Source organism: Pseudoalteromonas citrea (assembly GCF_000238375.3).
Classification (GTDB): Bacteria; Pseudomonadota; Gammaproteobacteria; order Enterobacterales; family Alteromonadaceae; genus Pseudoalteromonas; species Pseudoalteromonas citrea.
Map to the genome: position 1 here is coordinate 430,381 of NZ_AHBZ03000015.1, position 25,363 is coordinate 455,743.

The following is a 25,363-nucleotide window of genomic DNA, read 5'->3' on the forward strand; positions in this document are numbered from 1 at the left end:
GATTAATCAAATAAACTGTCTTCAATACGTGCGAGTTCATCACGTAATTTAAATACAAACTTGAGTTTACGAATGTTATCAGCAGCTTCAAGTAACATACTTTCATCAGCATCATCTGCTAATTGCGTAAATAACTGCGCGCTATACTGTTTGTCTAATGCGTCGATTTTAGCTTCGAAGTTTTCAATGGCTAGTTCAACGTCACTGCTATCAGCAAGCTCTGCTAGCGTTTCACGTAATTCCATTTGCTGCATTAAAAATAATGGGTCTTGCAATGTTTGTTGCTCGGCTCGAATATCTACGCCGCGTTCGCTCAGCATGTACTCAGCACGTTTCAGCGGGTGTTTCAAAACAGCCAATGCATCGTTAATTTCAGCTGTTTTTTGCACTGCAAGTAGCTTTTCGCGTTCACTCTTCCCTGCGAATTTGTCAGGGTGTATCACGCGCTGTAAATCTAAATACTGTTTATTAATTTTAACTAAATCAACATTGTAGGCTACTGGAATATCAAACAACTCAAAGTAACGCATATCACTTATTCACTTCTAAAAGGCTTTGCTAAAATACAATAAAGCCCCACCAAAGTAGGGCTCTATACCCAAAAAATATTTCTTCAGGTATGTTACATCCGTAAAACGAATAAGTTAAACGGTAAAGCTTTCTCCACAACCACATTCATCTTTTTGGTTCGGGTTAATAAATTTAAACCCTTCATTAAGACCTTCTTTCGTGTAGTCTAGTTCTGTGCCATCAATATATACTAAACTTTTAGCATCGATAATGACCTTCACATCTTGGTGTTCGAAAACTTCATCACCTTCACTTAATTCATCAACAAATTCGAGTACATAAGCAAGACCTGAACAGCCCGTGGTTTTTATGCCAACACGCAAACCTAGCCCTTTGCCACGATTATCTAAAAAGGTTCTAACTCGATCTGCTGCCGCGTCTGTTAATGTCACTGCCATAACTATTTACTCTTACTTTGCTTGTTTACTTTTGTAATCAGCAATTGCTGCTTGAATTGCATCTTCTGCTAGGATTGAACAGTGAATTTTCACTGGTGGTAATTCTAGCTCTGCAGTGATATCTGTATTTTTAATTTCAGCAGCTTCATCTAACGACTTGCCTTTAACCCACTCAGTAACCAATGACGAAGACGCAATAGCGCTACCACAGCCATACGTTTTAAACTTAGCATCTTCAATGATGCCACCATCAGATACTTTGATTTGCAGCTTCATTACGTCGCCACATGCTGGCGCGCCAACCATGCCCGTCGCAACATTTGGATCATTTTTGTCTAAAGAGCCTACGTTACGTGGGTTCTCTACGTGGTCAATTACTTTATCACTATACGCCATAATACTTTCCTCACTATATGCTCATAGCGTTGAGCTACAAGCAAAAATTGCTTAATGCTTAATGGTGTGCCCATTCAACGCTATCTAGGTCTATGCCCTCTTGATGCATTTCCCAAAGCGGTGACATTTCACGTAGGCGGCCAATCGACTCTTTCATTAATTTGACGGTGTAGTCGATTTCTTCTTCTGTTGTGAAGCGGCCAATACTGAAACGAATTGAACTATGTGCAAGTTCGTCGTTACGACCTAGTGCTCTTAATACATATGAAGGCTCAAGACTCGCTGAAGTACATGCTGATCCTGACGACACAGCAATGTCTTTAACTGCCATTAGCAAAGACTCGCCTTCAACAAAGTTAAAACTGATATTTACGATGCCTGGTACAGACTGCTCAACACAGCCATTGAAGTACACTTCATCCATACCATCTTCACCCATGACACCATCAATCAAACGCTGACGAAGCGCGCTGATGTGTGCATGGTCTTTTTCAAAATCTTGTTTTGCAATACGAAATGCCGTACCCATTCCAACCAGCTGGTGTGTTGCTAAAGTACCTGAACGCATACCACGTTCATGACCACCACCATGCATTTGTGCTTCTAAACGAGCACGTGGCTTACGACGTACATAAAGTGCACCCACCCCTTTAGGGCCATAGGCTTTGTGACCAGAGAAAGACATAAAATCAACTTTCAACTCTTTCAGGTCAACTTTAACTTTACCTGCGCTTTGTGCACCGTCAACATGGAACATGATCTTACGCTCACGACACATTTCACCAATTGTTGCGATGTCTTGAATAACACCTAACTCGTTATTTACGTGCATTACGCTCACCAAAATAGTGTCTTCACGCATTGTCGCTTCTAACTTTTTCAGGTCAAGCAAGCCATTTTCTTCAACTTCCATATAGGTTACTTCAAACCCTTGGCGCTCAAGTTCACGACACGTATCAATCACTGCTTTATGTTCAGTTTTAACGGTAATGACGTGCTTGCCTTTTTTCTGGTAAAAATTCGCAGCACCTTTAATTGCAAGGTTGTTTGATTCTGTTGCGCCAGAAGTAAATACAATTTCACGCGGATCCGCATTAATTAAATCAGCGATATCATTACGCGCTTGGTCAACTAGTTCTTCAGCCTGCCACCCAAAACGGTGCGAGCGAGATGCTGGGTTGCCAAAATTCCCTTCCATTGTCAGACATTGCATCATTTCGTCGGCAACGCGCTGATCAACCGGAGTGGTTGCTGCATAATCTAAATAAATCGGTAACTTCATTTGTTTCTCCGCTTGACGTCAACCTTAAAGTTGACAGCTCACTTGAATATTGTCTAATTGCTTCATCGCACTATTGACGCTGTTATCCTGACGTAATGCAACAGATTGCACTTCAGAATTCGCGACTAATTCGGCAAGGGAAATGTTTTTTAAAAAATCTTCGATGCGCTGGCTTAAATCAGACCACAATGTATGCGTTAAACAGCGCATTCCACTTTGGCAACCGCCCCCTTCTCCATGACAACGTGTCGCGTCGACTGACTCATCAACGGCGTTTATCACGTCACCCACAGAAATTGCTTGCGCATCACGACCAAGTAAATAGCCGCCGCCCGGACCTCGTACTGAGCTCACTAACCCATGTTTACGTAATCGAGCAAATAATTGTTCAAGGTAAGATAAAGATATTTCCTGACGACCCGAAATATCAGCAAGAGGGACTGGGCCAGCTTTAGTATGCAACGCAACGTCTAACATTGCTGTTACCGCATATCTGCCTTTCGATGTTAATTTCATAAAGCCCCCGAGCTTAATTACCAAAGCGCAAATTTTAATTACCTGACTAAGATAGTCAAGTATTACTCACTTGTAATACCAGTCTAATCAAAGATACCGCCCAAATACCCGACTAAACTACTCAAGTATTACCATATTGTAATTACCCGAGTAATTTAGTCAAGTATTATCTTGTTCAGATCGTGTGCGAACAGATGAGTCTATTTGCTATGGCTATTTTTGTGTCGATTTATTTATTGAGGTTAAAATACCACGCAAAATATTAAGCTCTTGATCTTCCGGACGGGCGCGGTTGAACAAGCGTTTTAGCTTGGTCATAACCATGCCAGGGTGCTGCTTTACAATAAAGTTGGTTTCATTAAGCGTACTTTCTAAATGATCATAAAATAACGCCATTTGCTTCGCACTTGGATAAACAGCATCATCCTCTTCAACTGTGGCATCTTGCGTCGCTAAGAAGGCCATACGTGTTTCATACGTTAAGGTTTGTACAGCCATTGCTAAATTTAACGAACTATATTCAGGGTTGGCTGGAATACATACGTGGAAGTTACACAGTTGTAACTCTTCATTGGTTAAACCGCTATTTTCACGACCAAACACCAATGCAACAGGACCCGTATTTGACTCTTTAACCAATTTTTCAGCACATTCTCGAGGGTCAACCATTGGCCACGATAAGGTACGTGACCGTGCACTAGTACCAATGGTTAATGCACACCCATCAATCGCTTCCGATAAGGTATTAACTGTGGTTGCAGCACCGAGTACATCAGTGGCACCCGCAGCTAGAGCACTCGCATGACTATCAACTTCACAAGCAGGGTCAACCAAATAGAGCTTGGATAACCCCATTGTTTTCATCGCGCGTGCGACTGAACCAATATTGCCTGAGTGAGATGTATTTACTAATACAATGCGAATGTCTTCTAATGCCATCGTTATAAGCCCTGATAAAAATAATGCGGGAGTTTAGCACAGCTTGCGAACAGCCCCATAGTAAAACCCGCAGGAAAAAAATTAGTTTTGAAAGATCAGTCAAGTACAAAAAACAACCAACTTAATTTCATAATTATTGTTTACTTTGTAGCAAAAGTCGCTAAAATACGCCGGCTTGAAATAATACTGTTCTTTTACAACCCAAAGGTAATGCTATGCATCCAATGTTAAACATTGCGGTACGCGCTGCGCGTAATGCAGGTAAAGTGATCTTACGTGCATGTGAAGATTTATCAAAAATCGAAGCTCAACAAAAAGGTAGCAACGATTTTGTTACGAACATCGACAAAGACGCTGAAGCGATCATCCGTGATACGATTTTAAAAGCTTTCCCTAATCACTCATTAGTAGGTGAAGAGTTAGGTGTAATTGAAGGCTCTGATGCAGATTACCAATGGGTTATCGATCCACTTGATGGCACAACCAACTTCATCAAGGGCATTCCTCACTTTGCAGTATCAATTGCATTAAAAGTGAAAGGTCGTGTCGACCAAGCTGTTATTTATGATCCAATTCGCAGTGAATTATTCACCGCTTCTCGTGGTCAAGGCGCTCAGCTAAATAATACCCGTATTCGTGTAACGAAAAGCAATGATATTGCAGGATCAGTATTAGCAACTGGCTTCCCGTTCAAACAAAAGCATCACTTAGATGCTTACACTGAAGCATTCAAAGCATTATTCATCCACACTGCTGACATCCGTCGCGCTGGTTCTCCTGCGTTAGATATGGCGTATGTTGCTGCAGGTCGTATTGATGGATTCTTCGAATTAGGTTTAAAACCTTGGAATACAGCTGCTGGCGAATTACTCGTTAAAGAAGCCGGTGGTATGGTTATGGACTTTGCAGGTGGTGCAGGTTACAACCAAAGTGGTAATGTGATTTGTGGTTCACCAAAGCTTTGCCAACTTGTGGTAAAAGAAATTCGCCCTGTATTGACTGAATCTCTACTGTGCTAATTTAAAAAGTTTTGAAAAAGGAGGCATTAGCCTCCTTTTTTATTATTCAATTACTAACCTTCCTACTTAATTTTGTGGTTCATAATACGGGTTTTGCAGCGTAATCTTTCGCGCATTGTCCATGGGCAAAGCTGCTATTTTTGCTGAAAAATATCGCTCGAATAACATATCAAACTCACCATTTTGCTGCATTAACGCCAAACCTTTTTTCAGCGCTTCTGCTACCTCGGGCTTTTCTTTACTTACGAAAAAATAGAATGCACTTGGGTAATACAAATACAAGTTTGGTAGGATCACAAGATCTTCACTGTGTTGATCTGCCAGCTCTGAGCTTACCTCGATAAAAGAGCGAGGAAAGTAGTCAATTTTGCCCCTGATCACCATCGCAAACATAGCTTGGTACTTAGACATTGGCCGAACGGGTAGGTCATTAAATGCGAGTATTTTTGTATCAGGCCAATCATGGCCCTGAACCGCAGTTAATTTAGCTAGCTGCTCCTTATTTTGTACTTTTTCAAAGCGTGGCAAGTGACTACGTTTTACCAATAAAGCACGTTTGCCAATAAATCCTTTAAACAAGGGTACTGGGACAGCGATCGCCAGCTGCTCGCGTTCAGGGCTAGTCATACTCCAATGCAGATCCACCTCACCACGACTTAAAGCCAGCAACGTACGCTGTTGATGTGGATGCACTTCAATATGCTCAATTTTCATCTCAAGCTGCGCAGCTTGTAACGCCTTATCTAGCAATTCATATAAATATAAATCACGGTCATAGAGTGCACGCTGCTCCTTAGCAACATATAAACTAGATACCGCGTATGATGTACAAGCCCAACTACACAATAGGCACAGCCATATGAATTTCCCCATATGCTCGCTCCAAAGTTGTTTTCAATTAAGCTACACGTTCGTGCCCCGTTACTCAAGAGTTATCACCTGAACTTGAATAATAAATTTAGCGCTATTCTTTATATCAACTCATTTCACACATGACTACATAGTGCACTCTTGTGCCATACTTTGAATACTTACCACAGGTGCAGCTGGTTTGCGTCGATTACATACAAACAAATAACTATTTCGATAACGCTTCGCTTCTTTTTTTGCATCGGTTGCCAAGGCGGCAACTTGATGGCTATTGTGACAACTCTCTAAATCAGGTCTCACTAAACCGATTGATAACGTTAATAAAGGAACGAACTGCTTTTGCCCTTCTCGGTTAGTCGCCCAATAACCACCAGCATCAACATGCTCAGAAGTAAAAAATGCTTTAGATTGTAGTTCAAACTGATTGATTATTTGATGACACACTTGCTCAGCATCTTGACCATCAAACACCACCATAAAATCATCACCACCTATATGCCCAACAAAGCACTGACTTTGAGCACATACTTCAACACTTACATCTGCCAATAATTTAATGACACTATCACCGCTAGCATAACCATATAAATCATTGAATTGTTTGAAGTGATTCAAATCAACATAGGCTAACGAAAAGCTCTTTTGAGTTCGTAAACGTTGCTCTATTGCTTCATTAATTGCCACATTCCCAGGTAACATCGTCAATGGGTTCGCATGTTGAGCATGGCGGATTTTTTCTTCTGTAATATGCTTTAAAATATCACGCAGCGGTGCAAGGCCTAGGTATTTTTCATCTCGGGTTACGATAATATGGCGGCGAATATCAAACTCTTGTTCTGTGATCTGCTGACTTACCACATCCAATTTGGCATTTTCATTAACAATGAGAGGTTGCTTATCCATCAACTCAGTTACAGGCTTTTTCGCATATAAAGCATGACCATAAGGTGCGGCAAATACCTCGGTCAATTGGTCTCGATGTAATAAACCTACCGGCTGCTGAAATTCATTGGTCACGGCTAAGCTCATTAGTAGCTTATTTTTTTCAAAACGCTTATGAGCATCTTTACAGCGTGTGCTTTGATCAATGGCACCTTCAATTTGCGCTAACAACCCCACAGACATTGTCATTTCACTATTTCCCCCTGGTGGTCGCAACCGTAATTGCGCAACTTGGGCTGACTCTAAAATGACAGGAGGTTCATGAGCAGGTCTTGCAAGTAAAAACCCCTGTGCATGATCTATACCTAGCTTTTCCAGTAATGTTAGCTCTTCAAGCCGTTCAATACCTTCCGCTATCACCGACGTATTAGTCACTTTGGCTAATTCAATAATAGATTTTAAAAACTCTCTTTTTACCGCGCTTTGGTCACAGTGATCTATAAAGTATCTGTCGACTTTGACAAAATCAGGGCGCAGCTCAGACCACTGCTTTAAACCTGAATAGCCTGCCCCTAAATCATCAATTGCAATGTTAAAGCCGAGCTGTCTATAGTGCTCTATCGTCTTCAATAATAAGAAGCCATCATCCACTTTATCCTGTTCAGTCACTTCAATGACCACTCTATTCGCTGATAAACGATATTTTTGCACTAAGTGGAGCGTCTCCCCTTTCGGGTGGCTTGGGTCGAGTAACGTATTTGGGCTAACATTGATAAATAATTTACCCGGTAAATCTAGCTCAACAAAACGAGCAATGGCTTTTTCGCGGCACAGTAATTCCAATTCTGACAATTTGCCATGCTCACTGGCAATAGCAAAAAGTCGATCAGGAAACTCTAAGTTAGAATCTGTGATCCCCCTGCTAAGAGCCTCAAAACCAAGCACATGTTGTTTTGAAATATCATAGATTGGTTGAAATAAAGTGCGTACAGCGCCTTGCTGTAATAATTCTTCTAACGTTTTTAAATCAAGCGGGGAGTTAATAGGCGCATTGTCCACTGCATTCAGACCAAAAGATTGAGTAATAATCGAACACGCTATCAATATTTTATGACATTTTTATTGCAGGCAGTAAAATTGTCCCTATAAAGAGCTATTATAAAAGATAGAACCACCATAAAAAAACCAGTGCATTAGCACTGGTTTTTTTATTTTAAAATGCAGTTTTATTTACTCTGCATCTTCGTAATCAACATCATCAGAAGAAGCTTTAAAGCCATGTTTTACAAGTACCTCTAAGTAAAAAGAAGGTTGTTCTAAACGCGCAGCTTCGTCAATGCATTTGTTAATTTCATGGACTTTAATAACATCTGCTTGAGATTCAGTGTGACCAAATCGACAGTCAAAGTCCCAATAATCAACACCCGCTGGTAACGTTTTATTACGCTCACGACGAAGATATTTTTTCACTTCGTATTTTATCGCGTCAACTAAACGAGCAGGTTTTAGCTTAGGGTGTGTCAAAGCAAAAGTTTTTTTCATGATGATCTCTGTGTCAGGACAGTTTAATTCAAGTCTGCCGAATGGTAGAAGTTAGTCTATCTATTTTACTGCAATTTATGCACGGTAGCGAATACTAAAGCAGCTTTCTCTAATCCCTTTATAATTTCAGATATGAATTTCAGCAACAAGCACGCCCGATTGCTTTAAATACTCCAAAACGACACTGATTGTACCTAACACTTAAATTCAGCCAAGGGACTTGTAAGTTTCTATTGCAGTTCATAGTCAGTTGAGTAGACTCTTTAAATATATCAGCATTTATAGAGTGAACTATTATGCCCGGACTCCCTGCGGCCAGAATTACAGATATGCATGTTTGCCCTATGGTCACTGGCGTGGTCCCCCATGTTGGCGGACCAATATCAGGGCCGAGTGTCGCCAATGTTCTAATCGGTAGCTTACCTGCTGCCGTGGTGGGTGATTTAGCAGTGTGTGTTGGTCCACCCGATAGTATTGTCAAAGGCAGTGTGACTGTACTTATAAGTGGCCGACCGGCGGTACGCATGGGTGATATGACAAGTCACGGCGGTAATATTGTGCTTGGTATGCCCAACGTATTAATAGGGTAAATAATGAATAAATGGGGTGATATCACCCCATTAACCTGATCAAAAGCCTAAGTTAAGATTTTCATACTCTTTTAACGGGAAGCCTTTCATGGTGCCATGTCTGTCGAGCCATTCAACAAGAATTTTCATCCATTGATAGCCTAATTTAAAATTCCAAATCGGGTTAAACAGTGGTACATACTTCATTTGCACTAACTGAGCACGCAAGGTGCGCACATCCTGCTCGCTTTCCATGATCCAAATACGGCCATCAGGGAAATACACTACCGCTTCATAGTCGAGCTCATCGACCATAGGTCGTCCCGCTTCGTCACTGTGATGTACAACCCAACCTCCACTGCCCGCTTTCATACAACCTGCATTCACACGAACAGCTATTTCTTCAAGCAGTAAAGATAAGTTCCCCGTATGTGCACCTTCTTGCCTACCATATTCCTCATACGTGCGAATAAATGTATCGCTGCCATCCACATCTCGTTGTAAAAAATTATCTTTCTTACCATTGGTTGCAGCGCGAACCACTTGTTGCTCTTCTTCAGAAAAAAAGCGCTCTTTGGGAAATACCCCCCACAAGTCATAATCGCCCGTTTGTACCCCTTTGAAATTAGACGGTGCTTTGGCGCCATAGCCTAAAGGGTTCGTCAAACCACATAACTGTATATACGTTTCACCCGTTTCCAATGTCACATTGTGTTTTCGCGCATCAGCACACGCAGAGGCTAAAGTACTATCTTGAGAATAACATACTGCCCAGTCACTGCTATTTGGACTGTATGCCCTTGACCCCTGTTGTAATGACGCAACCTTAATCAACACAAAATTATGATGCTGCCCGTCTTTTGCCGCAGCAGTCACGGTATACATATTGTCAGTGACTTTTGTCTCTTTATAGTGCTTTTTTGCTCTAATCATCAACGCCGGCAAGCCTGTACGGCGCGTTTCAGATATATACAGAGGAATTGACATCGCACCATACTTGTTAATAGCTTCAGCAACTTTGTTCTCTTGCCAGCCTACCGCTTTACCCCCAGTGCCCTTTTTGCCTAAGGCTGGATCCGCTAATACAAAGCCAGCCATGGGCCCCCAGTCACACGACTTGGCTTTTACATGGTACCCTTTGGTTGCATAACCTTCATTAATTAGCTGTGTCGCATAGATACCCACAGCACGAGTAGACACAACACTATTTGTTTCTTCTGCTACTTTCGCAAATACAGCAGAATGCGCCTGCGGTATACCCGCTAATAGTTCCGCATTTTCGATGCCATTTTTCACGGCTGCTCCTTAATAATACGTGATAATTGTTGTAATAAAGATCAATGTGCTGAGTATTGGCCAAAACCACACCCCGGCAATTTTTTTGTAAAATTTAGCATCTCCACCCAATGCCTCAGCCTTATAATATTTATGGGCGATATACATAAACATCGAAGCAAGTAAGTACAGAAGGAAATAAAAGATTTCAAAGTACACCACTTCGTCAATCTGCAAATGCTCTCGAATACTGTAGTGCGCCAGCAATATAGTAAAAACAACCGCGGTAATGTTATTTCGTAAATCACCATAAGGGGTATACGCCATGCTCACGATACAGGCATACAATAGGCACACCATCACCATGACGGGCAATAAAGTAGTCACAAATGGCCCGAGAAACTCTCGTTCAATATTGATGCTGTAATTCAATTCAGGGCTAATATCTTGGTTTACAAAACTATCCATACCAAAGTTAGTGTTATAGTTTTGGAAAGTATATTTGTAATAGCTTTGCTTTAAACGCCACTCCTCCATCACAATGTCTGCCGCCATCGCGGGGTTGTCCATTTTGCCTAGTTGCTCATACGCTTCTAGGTCGGGCACCAAAACAATATTACTCCCCAAATCAGCGCTATTGAGTCGCAAAACGATATTCTTATGATCAAAAGGGTATTTGGAATAATCAAATTGTTGGCGCGTTTCTACCGAAAAATACCAACCAACTAAAAGCCCGCCATTATCCAACTCTTTGCGATATTGCTCTGTGATCGTCGATTCAATTGCCTCATTAAACTTAATCCGTGCGGGAATTTCATCTCGTTGTTTTGCCGTTAGTTTTTGCCACACCAACCCAGTGAGGTGTACATTATTGGCATTCACAAATTCAATAGACTCAACATAAATTCCTGTAGCGACATAGTTTGGTTCCGCAATGCGCATTTGCAGCATTCGATTACGGTAGCTGGTTTCTAAGGCTTCTCGTTGTGCAGTAGAAGTGATCACAACCGTGCTGTGTTCTTCAATTGTATTAAAGTTGCGGGCAAACTCTAACACCATAACCGTGCTAAAAATCAATAACAGCGAGATCGCAATATTGTTTTGTGCCCAAGTAATATGCTTGCTGCGCGTCCATAACAAAATGGCAAAAATCAATGCCGCGGCATAACACCCCACAGCAACAATGTTCATTTGTCGTCTGGCATCTTTGTCCATTTCGAACATATCTGCCGACATTCTGGTGATCAATACCCAGTTTGTGTACGGAATTTTAGTACACGCGGCATAATGCTCATCATTATTCATTACCTCACCATTGAAGAAGAGGTAATCAAGCTCTGGGTCAAAGCACTGTTTTATCTTGTTTAAATAATCAAACTCAGGTTTTTTCGACAAACTGGTGACGTTCTCACCTTCACGGACATAAGAAAAAACAGGGTGAGAAATTAGGTTTTGTTGTTTTGAAAAAATAATCCCATAACCACCTAAACCAAATTTTAGCTTTTTCAACGACGCCGTTAAGTGGTCTAACGACACATCTGAGGGAATAACACCGAGCGGCGCTTCTTCATTCGCTTGTCCAGCTGATGAGCGATAAAAAGGCACTGAATAGGTCGTCATTAGTACATTATTTTGCGGTTCATAATACGGTTCTGTCCATATCGGCCCCTCTTTTAAAGGCCGGTGATACCAGCTAAACTCCACATCAGGTTTATCATAATCAACCAAATCAAACTTTTTATCTATACCTGAAAGCCGTTCATAATAAGGACTAAAATAGCGGGTATTACGGTCAAATTGAAATGGGTGAAACGTCACATTAAGCGAAAATATCTCCTCGTTTTTATTAAACGAATCCTCTAATAACTTTGGCGCACGCTGTTTATCTTCAAGGGCAGTAATGCGCTCAGCAAAGCCATCAACAAACTGCATTGTCTCACTGAGTTTTTCACCCATTTTCTGAGATGCCGAATAAGTTTGCTGCCTAACTTGGGCTTTAATTTCTGACTGAAATCGGTCATGTTTTTGGTAAATGATAAATGTACTGTACACCGCACTTAACGCGCTAAATACCATGAAAAACCATAACATAGGCGTGACTAAGTGACTGCCGAAGCTTTTTGCTAAATCTACGCTTTTGTGATTACTCATCGTCATTTTTTACTTTCATTTTAAAATTAATAACTTGCACTACAGGACCACGATAGCCCTCAAGCGCATATAAAATAACGCCTTGATATCTCAGATAACAAGGCTAGATATTTTCAGGTTTAATTAATTCCTTTTTGACCTGCAATCATACTGTAACTGGTATTGAGTTTTTCTAGAGACATGGCTAACTCTTGCAACGCGTTACGCTCGGATTGAGCAGCAGCATTAAGCCGAGTCATGGCTGGCCTTCTTGGGCTCGTTCTGTGGGTAGAATCTAATTGCATTAACCACGCCTGCACAGGATAGAGTACATCCCGTTGCAATATTTCAAGTCGTCGTGCAATCATCTTTAAACTCCCATCAATGGCCTGGCAATTATGCGGTCGCATTGCCCCCTGTGCACGCTGGGTGAAAAACTTGTAGTAAATACCCACACCTTTATCAATTGACTTCGTAATTTCATGACGACGACCAAACTTCACCCAGGTTAGCTTTTTCCATTGCGCAACAGACACTGGTTGATTGGCTAGCGCATTTAACTCCCCTTTTAACGAAGCATTCCCAATCATAGTTCTATTTATAATCCGATAATCAAGCGCTTGTAATGCTAATTCGAGTTTTTTGATTTGAGCCAAATAGTCAAATTGCTGTGTTCGTTGCTGGGCTAAATTACCTTTATTAAATAACTCAACCTGATCTAATACACTGGTACCGCGCTTCACCAGTGTATTAACCTGAGAGAGCTTTTTCTTATTAAACAGCTCCACTTGATCTAGTACGCTGGTGCCTTGTTTGACCTGCGTCTCAGTCTCTTGTAATGCAGAACGATTAAAGCGTGTTATTTCATCGAGCACCCCTAAACCCCGTTTTTCAACGGTATTGGTTGCTCTCAAGCTATTGTTGTTATGTAACTCAATTTCATCCAGTAGACCTTTACCACGCTTAACCTCTGTATCTACCTGCTTCAAAGAGGATTTATCAAATTGCCTAATGTCATTCAACAATGAGCTCGGCTTACTCAACTCCACTTTACTCAATTGTGACTTATCAAACGTTTGGATATGTTGTAAAAATGGCGCAGGGCCCACTTCATCCGCTTTGGTTTTTAACCCTTTTAAGCGTATTTTCCGAGAATCTATATACTCTTGTGCTCGCTCTTTTAAAGATTCAAATTCAGAGACATGTTCAGCACAATAATCTAACCAAATTGCCATATCTTGATTATCTCGTACCGTGGCAAACAAAGTTGAATCTGTGGCGTTCACAATTAAATAAGCCGCTATCAAAGGATCTTTTAATAACTCATCAGATACATAAGGGTTATGTTTATTAATTTGCGATAAATGGCGATTGAGCTTTCGAGTAAAGTAATACTCTTTCGCAAGCACCGCGATTTTCTGAATATAAAACGCCGTGAGTGACAAAACCTTACTGACATTACCTGGGACTGTGATCCCTGAAACAACAGAGAAGCTGTTTTCCAGCGCTTTGACTAATTGCACGGCAGCATCACGCATCGCCAATAAAAACTGATTATTAGCAAACGTCATTAATGCTGTACGTAGTTGATACGTTTTATTGGCAAGCATCATCGTTTTGCTATCTTTGTAACGTTGATAACAGCCTTTTACCGCAATTTTTACCGCATCCGTATATTCTTTTACTGATTTACCCGCCGATACAATCGAGTTAATCCCGGGGACTAAGGCGATACACACTTCCGCCACTAAACTAATCAGCAAGTCCCGAATACTAACCCAGCAATCAGTCACAAACTTGATGAAGTCTTCAGCTATGCCTTTTAAAAACTCATAAATTGTCTGAGCAATGTCTTTGATCCATCCATACCCTTGCTTAACTTGGGCCGCCATCACATTACCCGTTTTCATTTGTACGGCGATTGAGCCGGCTATTTGATTGATCTGTGATGATTCACTGCGTTGTTCATCATTATGATTGGCACGAGTTTGTCGATCGTTTTCGGTTTTTTCTCGGCGTGATTCTGTAATGTCTTTTTTGGCTTGCTTGACCATCTCCTTTAGGTCATCTTTATACAGAAACTTCGCTTTACTGCCATACAGGATCCGTACACAATCGCGCTTGGCCTCTTTCGCCAACAACAATGAAAAGTCGTCTATTTTTTGGTCTTCTTCTTTGGGGAACAAGAAGTTATGTAATCGCTCCACCGGAAACTGCTTATCCGACTGATTACGTTGACTAGAGCGCCACCCATCTAAGTTTAAATACTTTTCTTCTTTACTTACTTGCCATAAAAAATAGGCGCTTTTTAGCTCTTTAAAAAGCTCTGGCGTCGGTGACGTACTATACACATCAACTTTAGCGTCTACTTTGCGCAATAACTTGCCCCGCGACGCTAAGCGTACATTGGTATCTGACTTCCATGTATTTAAAATATGTGTGGTTGCAAACGGCATAAGCACCCCAATAACAAAAATTATGCTCTATCAATCATAGACAATAAAATGGCAGCATTGATAGCATGACCCACCATATTATCCGGTGGCATCACGACTGGAAGCTCAGGCGCAACAATAGAGCCAGTGCCTGACCAAAATACCGCATAACCTAACCACCCTATATCGGTATCTAATCCAATACGTTCAGCCAACTGTTGTGAGCGAATACGCAGTGTTTCATTCGGTGATTGCAGCCAGTTTTCAACACAGTGCAATAATTTTTCACCTTCAGTCGTCATATCTTGCTTTTGCTTAAGAACACGACCACCCCAACGAATGGCAACCATTACGGGTAATCCATGCGCAATAAGCTGTATTGCATCTCGTTCTAATTCATTTTTTAATAACTGCTGAACAGCATGTTGAGGTGACCATGCTACCTCTAATATCTCCTGAGCCTCCTTCGAGGGTTGATATTTGGATAAAATAGTACCAATAGTCTGCTGCTTAAGCTCACTGATGATCTGGGCATTAATGATTTCCACAAAAACCTACACTTTTAATTTATTTTAACTAATGCACCAGTGATTTCAGCCATTGCTGCACCACTGAGTTTTGCCATCGCGGTTGAGGTCACTTGCGCACCCGCCGTGCCTTCAAGCTTTGCAATAGCCGTAGACTTTACATTCGCCCCCGCAGTCCCCTCTAGATTAGCCTGCGCAGTGGCTTTAATATCCACATTCGCCGTGGCGCTTATCTTCGTTGATGCACTGCTAGAAGTCGTTAAATTCAGGGCCGTAATTTTAGTATCTTGACTGGATTTCAACTCAATATTGCTGGCTTCAATTTTAATGCCAGAACTACTAATCGTAATTTTGTTACTACCCACTTTAAGCGCTATTTCAGAATCACCTTCTATCGATATTTTATCGGCTTTTAAGCCATAGTTTTTAGTCACTTTAACTGTTTGTGATTCTTCTATCGTGGTTGTCTGAGATTTTTTAACCGTCAGCGCATCTTCAGCATTAACGAGAGTTGTGGCATTATTCGTTACCGTAATGTCTAAATCTTTACCTGAGCTTATCGACAGTTTTTCTTCGCCTTTTTTATCGTCAAAGCAAATTTCATGTCCGGTGTCTTCAGCCAGCCCCGTTTTAATACTCGACTGAGTGGCATCTTTTTGTGCGTAGGGAGGTTGTGTACTGCTATTGTAAACACTGCCGATCACAATTGGCTGGTCAATATCACCATTAATGAAATCAACAAGTACCTCATCACCAATACGTGGAATAAACTGCATACCCGCATTTCCCCCAGCAGTTTGCTGCATGACACGAAGGTAACAGCTGGTTGACTTCGCATTACTTACATCCCACATAAAGTGGACTTTGATACGACCGTCTTTGTCTTGGTTTATCTCACCTTTGCTATCAAATGATCCCGCGTCTGTCACCACCAGCGCACTGGTGATCCCGCGTACTGCAGGCTTATTGATAAAAGCAGGCGTCAGCGCTAATGCACTGTCTCGACATGTTACATTACAAACATAACTGGTTCCGACATTTGCTTGCGTCACATCAATTTGGTGTTCAACAGCCAACGTATTATATTGCCCTTGCTGCTGACTGTTTATGTGCGTGTCAATTGTCAGCATATTCCCCACTAATACCACATTGGCATCCGTGGTCATGCGAATATTTGTCGCTTGTGCCTCTTGGGCATTATTTAGCTGAGTTGCCAGCGTACTCACATCGGTAAAATCACCCGCATCACTGTTTAATGCAAAGTGCTCAAAGCTGCTATTGGCAACCGAGGTCACATTACTCGACGATTGCTGCGCACTGCCAGTTTCTGACTTTGCTTTGGTATAGTTATATCCCGATAAAGATAACGATTTCTTTGCCAAACGTTGCTCTGGTTGCCAAGACTGTATAAGCAAGTTTTTTGCCGATTTAACCAAACTATGATCAAACTTAGCTGTCTTATTATCGTCAAAAGGGGCTGAGGCTAACTGCAACTCCAACGTATGTTTTCCATCGCTTTGCGAGAAGAAAAATACAACGCCAGCCTCGGCAATAATCCGCATTACAAACTCAAGGTCGGTCTCATCGTATTGCGTACAGTATTCTTTTTTCGTTGACGGCATCGAACCAAACTTATACATCCCTTTGAAGCCTGCATTATCAAAAATATCTGACAAAATATCTTTTAGAGTTTGTGCTTGGTAAATACGATACGTGCGGCTAAAGCGTAATAGCCATAGCCAAGACTCAAGACGAATATGAAAGGCGCGAATGTTTTCGGTGTGTGCTTCTTGCTCGGCGATTTCTACTACGTAGGCATTATAATCAAGCAGCTTGTTTGGCCGCCCTGCGACATCTTGATACCAGCTCAACGACAAAGTTTCACCGAGCGCACTCGATAAGTCATCACCGTCACTGACTAACTCTACGTTAATCGATACGCCATCACATAACTTATCGCTTATTGAACACGTATTTAAACGGTATTCTTTCCCTTGCTCTGTGGTAGCAATTAAGTAGCTGGTTTCACCCGCAATATAGGTATCCATAATATTTACTCCAGCGTGTTAATTAATCGACTGCACTAGACGCAAAGGCACAGTCAATTGAGCATAAAAAAGTGGGTTAAGAAGGCTCTGGGGATCACCCACCCCATTAATACTAAGTGTTGCGCCTGCTTCATCTTGATAAGGCAGCATCAGTGTATTTTTATTAGCACTCACTTTACGCTTATCTATCAAGCGTAATAGGCTCCACACTCCGTCATAGCTGTGAGTTTGCTTTTGATTATTTAAATCAGTCAAGGTCACAGATAACCCCTCAGAAGAGAAGTCTTTTGGCCATACACCATTGACTTCAATTAATGGACCATGGGTATAAAGTAAATCAATATCAGCAGACTTCAGTGTGAAAGAGTTCAATTTTGGAGACAATGATTGGGGTTTAATCGAAACTTGAACTTGTAACTCATTAGCTTGGCCGTATAGCTGGCGCTGCATCTTTTTAAATTGCGTAAAAAATTGCAGGATCTCGGCATCAAGTGATATCAACGTGTGACGATTAAAAATGGCCATCTGGTATTGCTCATCGACCAATAAGAAGTGAGATAAAATATCCGACTCAAATTGCGTAACACTGCTGTCTGAAGCAAAAAAACCTGCCAATGAGTTTAAATTGAGATCATCGCCTTTAAGCGAAAATGGGTAATACGGGGCAATTGACTCGCTATACGGTTTAACGACCGCACTTTGCCAATGGGTTTGCAAATAGCCTTGTACTTTCTCTTTGACGTGCTCCGTTGTTTTAGCCACAGTAAGTGCCGCTAAGTTTTGCATAAGTCGCTCCGAATGCGGTCTCAACCATAATCCTGAAAAGGCATCAAAGTTACTGCTTTTTTGAATTTGCTTAAAGTAAGTTAGCCCAGGAATAACATCATCATCCGCGTTGGTCATCCACGCTTTTAAGGCAATCAGTTGCCCTAAGAACGTTTGGTATTCATTACGCATCGCTTCTTGCTCACCTGCAAGTAACTGGTATTGAGAAAAAGACTGCCTAATTTTTTCGCTGATCTCGTTATGTTCTTGTGCCAGTGCAATTTCCAATAACTTTTGTTTATCAAGTTTACTACTGGCCACCTTTGCTAGTTTCTCGACTTTCGCTGCTTTTACAGCCAAGCTTTTAGGTGCTTGTTTGGCTACATTGGTATCTGACATCGCATCCGGCACTTCAACAGTGGGGATCACCACATAATTACGCAACGTACTATACAATTGCATCAACGGAGACGTATCATTTGAGGTCAACGCCGTCATGACTTGTTGCAACGTCAGTGACTGCTTTAGCTCTAAGCGTTGATAATACTTCTGCCAAAAGCGCGTATAGTCATTTATATAGCTGTACTTTAAGTAATTCCCTATACGAGTCAGTTCACGCTTGGTGGGGGCAACTTGAAACAAGCCATGGTTTTTCTTTACCATTTGTTGCATAAATTCAGACTCAGGCACAAAAGATAATTTCTGCATTGCTTCGGGTGTATACAATGCAGGCACTAAAAAGCTGCTCTTTTCACCTTTTATCGCAAATAAAATCGTGTTGTTTAATGTATCCCCTAATAGGGCTGGGCGAATATCTATCAATCGATTAAATTGCGGCAGCTGCTTAACATATTTATACATCAATTGATTGGTATCTTGCAGTGCCAACTGACTATCGACAATAGCTAGCAGCTCATCATTGGTCACGACTGGATCATACCCTAATTCATAAAAGTCATTCAGCAAGGCAATAAAGTTTTCTGTTTGTATATCATCCATCACACCGCTTTCGAGCAAGGAGGTTGACATATATTGTAAAACCACCTCTTTGTTTTCTCTGTTAGAAAAAGACAAGTAAACATCTTTTACATTGATCACTTTTAAGTAATCTTCTAACTCGAGATAAACAAATAACTCTTCTTCTAAGTACTTTTTCATACTGGGTTCAATTGCCACTGACAATTGATTTTTGTATAAAGCTTGATAGTGCTCCGCACGCTCAATAGACGTTAATATATCTAGCGCATACCAAGGTTTAGAGAGCTGAGCTTGATTAAAGTTAATGTAAGCTGAGCGCAATAAAGTTAAAGGCTCTACAAGGGTGGAAGGTTCATCCACATTAAAAGCTGAATTGTCTAAGTTGGCTTTGTACGACTTATGCACATCTCTAAACTCAGTGTGCAGCATTTCATTATATGTATATGCTTGCCAACCAATCCAACTGGCAAAAAACACAATGGCAGCACCAGATGTAAACATTACTGCTTGTTTAATACCATGTTGCCAAACCTTCCAGCGGTTAGTAGGTGCACCGTGAGAGGCAGGTAAAACATGCTCCGCAAACGTTTTGGTTAACTGTGCTTTAGGTTTTAGGTTAGATTCTTGCACCACAGGTAGCAGTGTTTGATTTACTTCAATCAATGCATGTGCAGTTGCTAAATTAACTCGCTGAGTCGCAGTTTCTGACTCTACCAAATGAAAGCTCTCTAACTGAAAAGGTACTGCTAATCCGTTAAAATCAAACAATTCATCGACAAAGCCTGTCACCGATAGCTTTAAGTACTGTAACTGCATCGGCCCTAATAACTGCTTACGTTTAAAACCCTCATCAAGCTGTAACGACACTTGATGTAAGTTGTTCGCAAATAAACGCTTAAATAAATCATCATAGGCTTGGCTGAGCGCCTCAGTGACTTTTTGATTATTGCCTTCTAAGAAAAATGACAGCTCGCTTAAGTCACTTTGTTCATGCAAGGTTTCAGCAATACCATCCAGTTTGTTCACGCCACATAAAAATAGATGCAAGGGGATTTTATAGCCACTGAGTAAATAGAGTGACTCCAGTTGAGCCTTCACATCGGCAATGTAATCCTGTTTTACTTTTTGAGCACGCTGAATCAAACTGAACGCATCATTGAGCAGTAATAGTCCGTTTATGGGTTGTTTTGGTCTGACATGATTAAGCCAAGATAAGAAGTGTGCACGTTCGGCTTTGTGGCTCGCTTTGACATGCCAAATTAATGCCCCTTGAACGTGATATACGGCAATATTTGCGGGCATATTTGACAAAGTAACCCGGTTAAATTGGGCAAATGTTTCGTTAATATTTTCCTCAGATGCAACAAGGTACCATGCGGTATCATAAATATTGCTACTGAGTTTTATCTTCTTAGCAATTCTGCGATACAACAACGAATATTGTTTAAACTGACTACCTCGCATATAGCGGCGAATAGCGAAAGCTTTCATATTCGGAAAAAAATAAACCACAATACCTAGCAACGCAGTCAACCCACTGCTCCAATAGTATAGGCCTGACAAATCGAGCCAGACACTCAGCCCAGCGATCACAACACTGACAATAACCAACACACTGGCGATAATAATTCGCACCATTTAACTACTCACTGATTTTTTTTATATAAGGGTTGATGTTACAAAGTTCAGTTAAGTGTTCACTCACGACTTTTGCTTGTGCAAAACCTGTTGCGATGTACCCGACAAACTGACGTTCTCCACGCTGAATGATTTGTAAAGGGTACTGAGAATTTGTGCAGGCATTATGTAGTTTTTCAGCCCGCGCAATATTATTAAATGCACCCACTTGCACTAAATACTGCACTTGGGGTTCTAGCGCGTTACTGGGAAGAGAAACATCTAGGGTAGCAGTCTCTTTATTCTCACCTTTTGTCTGTCCGTGTGTTTCCCCTTGCTGAGCTAGGTTACTGGTCGGGGTTAACGAATCACCCACGCGGAACGCGGTCGGATCTGAGTCCAAAGGAAAAGTGGCCTGCTCAAAAAACTGGGTATTTTCCATATACATTTTTTGCGGCTGTAACTGTTGAATATGTTGATAGGTATCATCAGCCATCTGTTGATATTCCAAATTTTGCTGCTGATACATATCACCTAAATAGTGGTTATAGCTTACTAAACCAGCTATCAATATCACCCCAACCGCAATCCAAAATGAAACCGGAGTGATCCCTTTAAATAAACCAAAACGTCTTCTAAGCTGGGTAATCCGGTGAGGTTTTTGCGTGGTAGGCAGCCCAAACGCCCTCAGCTCTGATAGCGCATAGTGAATATCCATGATGATTTGCTTTAATTCAGCACGGTGATGGTTATGGTACTTGCCCTTAAAACCCAACTGTAAAATAACGTAGCACACTTTCAGTAATGCTAAATGCTTCTTCGGTGAGCCCATTAACTGTTTAATTAAATTAAAGAACGTTTCACCACTATTACGAATACCAAATAATTGACTTACTAAGGTTTTATTTTGCCACTGTGTGGTGTCTAACTGACTCTCATAGCCAACACGCTCATCAAAATATGCTGCCCAAATAAAACATAATTTATCAAGTAAGGCGGGAGATACCGCCAAGGCTTGCCCTCGGTGTTTGATGTTTTTTAATTCAGTAACAATATTAGCTCGATAGTTGTCTAACGACGCTAAATCATCCAGTGATTTAATGGCATCAATCATCGGCATCAAAGGTAAACTCAAACGCATAAGCTCTTCGCCCTGCCATTCAAACTCACTGAGCAAATCTTTGAGGGCGGTGTTTCTCTCGTCAACTAAAGAGAATTGATTCACGGTATAGCTTGCATTAGTCATATTAATTGATCATAAATAGTTTGACATCATCAACATGAATTCGCGCATCTATATGAAGCGCTAGCATCTCTTTATTTTCGATAATTTGTAGCCATAATCCATCGTCTACATCCACCTCGAAATAAGTGGCATCAGCCTGTTCTTTTAGCTCAGCAGGCGGAAAAGGCAGCGCTTTAACCGACACCCCTTGCGTTGCATTTTTGATGCAATTAACAATGCTCTTATTGCCCGCAAGTTTAAATCCGGTTTTAAAGACTTCTTTCGCTATATATCCTTCAGAAGCAATCACCGCAATAACAATACGCTGTGATTGCAATACATCTCCTTGTTTTACTTTCGCCAACAGCATTCTACGGCTATCAAAAAGTGACTTATCCCAAAAATATTCAATCACATTCTGTTGCTGTGTTATCGATAGCTTATCTTTAATACACGACAACACTTCGTGAAATTGCTTAAACAGATTTTCAAATGTCAGTGGGGTCCATGGTAAACGTGGCTCGTAATCCACACTCAATAACGCGGCTTCAAACTGCTTTAACTCAAAGAAAAACCGGCCCAGTTTATAATGTTGGGTTTTTTGTGTGGCTTCTAACCATGGCAACCAATGGTAAATGGTGCTAAGTAACTGCTGCTCTTTAAATAGCGCTGCATTACTTTGTGTCTCTAGTGCCGTATTTAAGCGCAGTAACAACTGGTTTGCCTTGGCATTAGCCAATATTTCAAGCTCTTTTACCCGCTCCAATAAAATGTCTGCGGCACCAATGCTTAAACAATCAGGAATGAATGAGCGATCAATGACAACGGCACCGTTGCCGTCCACTTCTAGCACTTTACCAACCGCTAATTTTACAAACCCATCGAGGTTATCTTGCTCTAATTTTAGTGCGGCATTGAGTGATGCTGTTTCAACTTCAATCTCTTCTTGGGCATTCGACGTAAAATCATAAATTTTTGTGAAAGCCGTTTTATAACGTGACGTGGTTGAGTCATTTTCAAAACTGTTATTACCCCCTAATAATGCAGGAACAACCAAGTAAATCATTTGGTCAACACTGCCGGCAGGAATACTCATCGCCACTTCTTTGGCTATTTTAAAGTACTGCCCATCGGGTAATATGCCCTCACATGCCCGTACTGAAAACTGACCAAGCTGCAATAACGACTCATTAATACTCAATTGCGTTAATCCGCAATGAGGTGCAAATTCACTGGTTGTTAAAGCGCTGTAGCGTTGTGTTACTCCTTCCAAATGGGCTTCCATTTGCTGAAAATGCTGAGGGTATAAAAATGTCCCTTCACGCCACACAATTTTGTTGCTCAAATTAAGCTCCCCAACTAAATAAACTATCTAACAGGCTTTCTTCTGAGATCTCATTAAACTTTACGCCTGTTCCATTAATGCCAATCCACAGCTCGGTTTCTTCTGACACATCTTCTGGTAATTCAATCAGCGCTTTGGTTGATCCGGCTTTGTATTCTGTAAATTCGACTAATACGGCCAAGTAACGCACCCCAGGTAACAACTTTACAATGACTTCCTCGCTGGTATTTGGCATCACCGGATACAAGCGCTTTTTCTCGATTAATTGCTCAGCCAATACCGCGGTATCGCCGTTAAACAATGTGATAAAGTCATTCTGGGAAAAGCGGTCTTTCTTCGTTAACTGATAAATACGCACAGCAACAGGATTGGCCGCGTCATTCGCCCAATTCAATTGCTCATTGGTTTCCATCCGCAGTTTAATTGGCAAAGAATAACGCTGTAATGCATCCCCGCCAGAACACCCTGCTAGTACCAAACAGATAAGAATTAATATTATTTTTGCATGCATTCAATTAGTATCGCTTTAAACTGACGTTTAAAATGCCCTTCTTTAATTTTTCTTTCATAGTAACTTTTATACGCATTCCAATGCTTAGAACTTAACATTGAAGGCGTCCCCACCATTTCATCAATAAGCTGTGGGTCAAACTCTTTTATAAATTCATCAACCACATCATCCATCATCATCAACAACTGCTTTTGCTGCTGCCATGGATTTTGAGTTACTGCCAATAGCTGATCTAATTTATGTTCAATCGCACTTTGATTACTGTCTGTTGTCACAGCTGTATCAACATTCATATCATGCGACATTTCAATAAAATCGTCTGTTTGATGTGTGCTGTTTCGCTCTGAGTTAACCTGATCTAACTCACTTTCCAAATCAGCAAATATATTGCTGGCATCAAAAGCGATGTCATCGACACTTTCAAAAAAAGTGTCTTGTGATTGCACCTCTGGCGCTGTACTTGCTATCGATTCATTTTCATTTGAAAACAACAAAGTATAGCCATTGAATGTAATGACATCCCCATCAGACAATAACGCTGATGAATTGGCTAACTGTGCCCGACCATTCAGTTTAACGCCCTCAATTAAAGCCACCAACTTATACTGTGCCGTTGCTTTATCTACCAACACTTTAACAAGCTGTGGTGCATCATCTTGCCCGTCATCAACGCTCGGTAAGATAAGGTCGCATTCAATCGACCCTCCAAGTACCACGCCTTGTTCTGAAACGGTTGCCATACGCGACAACAGTCTAATATCATCAGGGCATTCAGTAACTTGTAAAATAGCTGCGTTCATTTACTGCTTCCCATTATTAGGCACAATGCAATTTGATACGGCGGTATTAAATGCATCTAAAAAGGTAGGTTTATCGTTCAAAAATGCTTTAGAAAACAATACGCCTAAATCAATGGTTCCATACTCTGTACGTGAAAAGGCGGTGTCTTGTAAGCGCAACAGGGAGATTTCATGCTCAAACTCATGTTCATCTAATAAAATTGCATCCACCTCGTGGCTGATCAAAAGCTTAACCAACGCGGTCGCACTGCGCGGTTTCATCTTTACATTATATTCAGCACGCTTTAATGCCAGCCATTCATCTGAGCCAAATTCAGCAGCCACTTTATAACGCTGATAAAGTGGGTTAGTTGTTTTTATATCAATTTTGTTACCTGCAAAATACCAATATAGGTGCTTAGCTGCAACAGGCACAGACACTTCACCAAACTCACTGCGTGCCTCACTTTCTGCAACCGCAAAAATTGCATCTAACTTACCCGTTCGCAAGCGCAGCTCAACATCAACCCAATCACTAAACTCAGCTCGATAAGGCGTTTCTAAGCGGTTAAATGCACACTTTATTTGCCTGACCACAGTGCCCTTGACACGATCATTCTCAATATAATGATAAGGGTAAGCTTCATGCGTTGCTAAACGCATTAGGTCTTTTCCCAACACGCTAAAAGCAATACAGCTCATCCCTATCAGCAAAGCAGTTTGTGCTACTAACTTCAGCATAAAT

Annotated in this window: 22 protein-coding genes; 2 read left to right on the forward strand and 20 right to left on the reverse strand. The window is 41.2% G+C overall.

Annotated features, from left to right (window positions below):
• Window positions 1-2 precede the first annotated feature (2 nt).
• The 6 genes from hscB to trmJ form a co-directional block, all read right to left on the reverse strand.
• Window positions 3-530, reverse strand: coding sequence for a co-chaperone HscB (gene hscB, locus PCIT_RS09510; protein WP_010362767.1), 528 nt, complete (start codon window positions 528-530; stop codon window positions 3-5).
• Between the two features lie 114 nt (window positions 531-644).
• Window positions 645-968: an iron-sulfur cluster assembly protein IscA gene (iscA, locus tag PCIT_RS09515; protein WP_010362766.1), complete on the reverse strand. Its 324-nt coding sequence runs from the start codon at window positions 966-968 to the stop codon at window positions 645-647.
• A gap of 12 nt (window positions 969-980) precedes the next feature.
• Entirely contained in the window at window positions 981-1,364 is a 384-nt protein-coding gene (gene iscU, locus PCIT_RS09520) for a Fe-S cluster assembly scaffold IscU (protein ID WP_010362765.1), read from the reverse strand.
• Window positions 1,365-1,422: 58 nt separating this feature from the next.
• Complete coding sequence (locus PCIT_RS09525; protein ID WP_010362764.1) at window positions 1,423-2,646, reverse strand: IscS subfamily cysteine desulfurase; 1,224 nt, start codon at window positions 2,644-2,646, stop codon at window positions 1,423-1,425.
• 24 nt (window positions 2,647-2,670) lie between these two features.
• Window positions 2,671-3,162 carry a Fe-S cluster assembly transcriptional regulator IscR gene (iscR, locus tag PCIT_RS09530; RefSeq protein ID WP_010362763.1) on the reverse strand — a complete coding sequence of 164 codons (492 nt, stop codon included), beginning with the start codon at window positions 3,160-3,162 and terminating at the stop codon, window positions 2,671-2,673.
• 213 nt (window positions 3,163-3,375) lie between these two features.
• Complete coding sequence (trmJ, locus tag PCIT_RS09535; RefSeq protein WP_010362762.1) at window positions 3,376-4,101, reverse strand: tRNA (cytosine(32)/uridine(32)-2'-O)-methyltransferase TrmJ; 726 nt, start codon at window positions 4,099-4,101, stop codon at window positions 3,376-3,378.
• A 215-nt stretch (window positions 4,102-4,316) separates the two neighbouring features.
• On the opposite strand from trmJ, the gene suhB reads away from it, so the two are divergent.
• The gene (gene suhB / locus PCIT_RS09540; protein ID WP_010362761.1) at window positions 4,317-5,120 is read left to right on the forward strand and encodes an inositol-1-monophosphatase; all 804 of its coding nucleotides are present in this window, start codon (window positions 4,317-4,319) and stop codon (window positions 5,118-5,120) included.
• Window positions 5,121-5,186: 66 nt separating this feature from the next.
• On the opposite strand, the gene PCIT_RS09545 is transcribed toward suhB, so the two are convergent.
• The 3 genes from PCIT_RS09545 to PCIT_RS09555 form a co-directional block, all read right to left on the reverse strand.
• Complete coding sequence (locus PCIT_RS09545) at window positions 5,187-5,993, reverse strand: substrate-binding periplasmic protein (RefSeq protein WP_010362760.1); 807 nt, start codon at window positions 5,991-5,993, stop codon at window positions 5,187-5,189.
• A gap of 123 nt (window positions 5,994-6,116) precedes the next feature.
• Window positions 6,117-7,916, reverse strand: a complete 1,800-nt coding sequence (locus PCIT_RS09550; protein ID WP_040696303.1) for a GGDEF domain-containing protein — start codon at window positions 7,914-7,916, stop codon at window positions 6,117-6,119.
• A gap of 186 nt (window positions 7,917-8,102) precedes the next feature.
• On the reverse strand, window positions 8,103-8,414 hold the full coding sequence (locus PCIT_RS09555; RefSeq protein ID WP_010362758.1) for a DUF6172 family protein: 312 nt from the start codon (window positions 8,412-8,414) through the stop codon (window positions 8,103-8,105).
• Between the two features lie 296 nt (window positions 8,415-8,710).
• On the opposite strand from PCIT_RS09555, the gene PCIT_RS09560 reads away from it, so the two are divergent.
• Window positions 8,711-9,004 carry a PAAR domain-containing protein gene (locus tag PCIT_RS09560; protein ID WP_010362757.1) on the forward strand — a complete coding sequence of 98 codons (294 nt, stop codon included), beginning with the start codon at window positions 8,711-8,713 and terminating at the stop codon, window positions 9,002-9,004.
• 39 nt (window positions 9,005-9,043) lie between these two features.
• Here PCIT_RS09560 and PCIT_RS09565 read toward each other — a convergent pair whose 3' ends face one another.
• The 11 genes from PCIT_RS09565 to PCIT_RS09615 all read right to left on the reverse strand — a co-directional run bounded on the left by PCIT_RS09565 (window position 9,044) and on the right by PCIT_RS09615 (window position 25,359).
• A complete protein-coding gene (locus PCIT_RS09565; protein ID WP_010362756.1) occupies window positions 9,044-10,279 on the reverse strand; it encodes an anthrax toxin-like adenylyl cyclase domain-containing protein in 1,236 nt (411 codons plus the stop codon).
• A 9-nt stretch (window positions 10,280-10,288) separates the two neighbouring features.
• The gene (locus PCIT_RS09570; RefSeq protein WP_010362755.1) at window positions 10,289-12,415 is read right to left on the reverse strand and encodes a PDC sensor domain-containing protein; all 2,127 of its coding nucleotides are present in this window, start codon (window positions 12,413-12,415) and stop codon (window positions 10,289-10,291) included.
• Window positions 12,416-12,528: 113 nt separating this feature from the next.
• Window positions 12,529-14,844 carry a hypothetical protein gene (locus PCIT_RS09575; protein ID WP_010362754.1) on the reverse strand — a complete coding sequence of 772 codons (2,316 nt, stop codon included), beginning with the start codon at window positions 14,842-14,844 and terminating at the stop codon, window positions 12,529-12,531.
• A gap of 20 nt (window positions 14,845-14,864) precedes the next feature.
• Complete coding sequence (locus tag PCIT_RS09580; RefSeq protein WP_010362753.1) at window positions 14,865-15,371, reverse strand: DUF6931 family protein; 507 nt, start codon at window positions 15,369-15,371, stop codon at window positions 14,865-14,867.
• 14 nt (window positions 15,372-15,385) lie between these two features.
• Window positions 15,386-17,398, reverse strand: a complete 2,013-nt coding sequence (locus PCIT_RS09585) for a type VI secretion system Vgr family protein (RefSeq protein ID WP_010362752.1) — start codon at window positions 17,396-17,398, stop codon at window positions 15,386-15,388.
• An 18-nt stretch (window positions 17,399-17,416) separates the two neighbouring features.
• A complete protein-coding gene (locus tag PCIT_RS09590) occupies window positions 17,417-20,779 on the reverse strand; it encodes a type VI secretion protein IcmF/TssM N-terminal domain-containing protein (protein WP_010362751.1) in 3,363 nt (1,120 codons plus the stop codon).
• 4 nt (window positions 20,780-20,783) lie between these two features.
• On the reverse strand, window positions 20,784-22,004 hold the full coding sequence (gene icmH, locus PCIT_RS09595; protein WP_010362750.1) for a type IVB secretion system protein IcmH/DotU: 1,221 nt from the start codon (window positions 22,002-22,004) through the stop codon (window positions 20,784-20,786).
• Window position 22,005: 1 nt separating this feature from the next.
• The gene (gene tssK, locus PCIT_RS09600) at window positions 22,006-23,328 is read right to left on the reverse strand and encodes a type VI secretion system baseplate subunit TssK (RefSeq protein WP_010362749.1); all 1,323 of its coding nucleotides are present in this window, start codon (window positions 23,326-23,328) and stop codon (window positions 22,006-22,008) included.
• 1 nt (window position 23,329) lies between these two features.
• Entirely contained in the window at window positions 23,330-23,839 is a 510-nt protein-coding gene (tssJ, locus tag PCIT_RS09605) for a type VI secretion system lipoprotein TssJ (protein ID WP_010362748.1), read from the reverse strand.
• Complete coding sequence (locus PCIT_RS09610) at window positions 23,824-24,639, reverse strand: FHA domain-containing protein (RefSeq protein ID WP_010362747.1); 816 nt, start codon at window positions 24,637-24,639, stop codon at window positions 23,824-23,826. Before PCIT_RS09610 ends, tssJ begins: the two co-directional genes overlap by 16 nt.
• Window positions 24,640-25,359 (reverse strand): type 2 periplasmic-binding domain-containing protein, encoded by a 720-nt coding sequence (locus tag PCIT_RS09615; protein ID WP_010362746.1) that lies wholly within the window; start codon window positions 25,357-25,359, stop codon window positions 24,640-24,642.
• Window positions 25,360-25,363 lie beyond the last annotated feature (4 nt).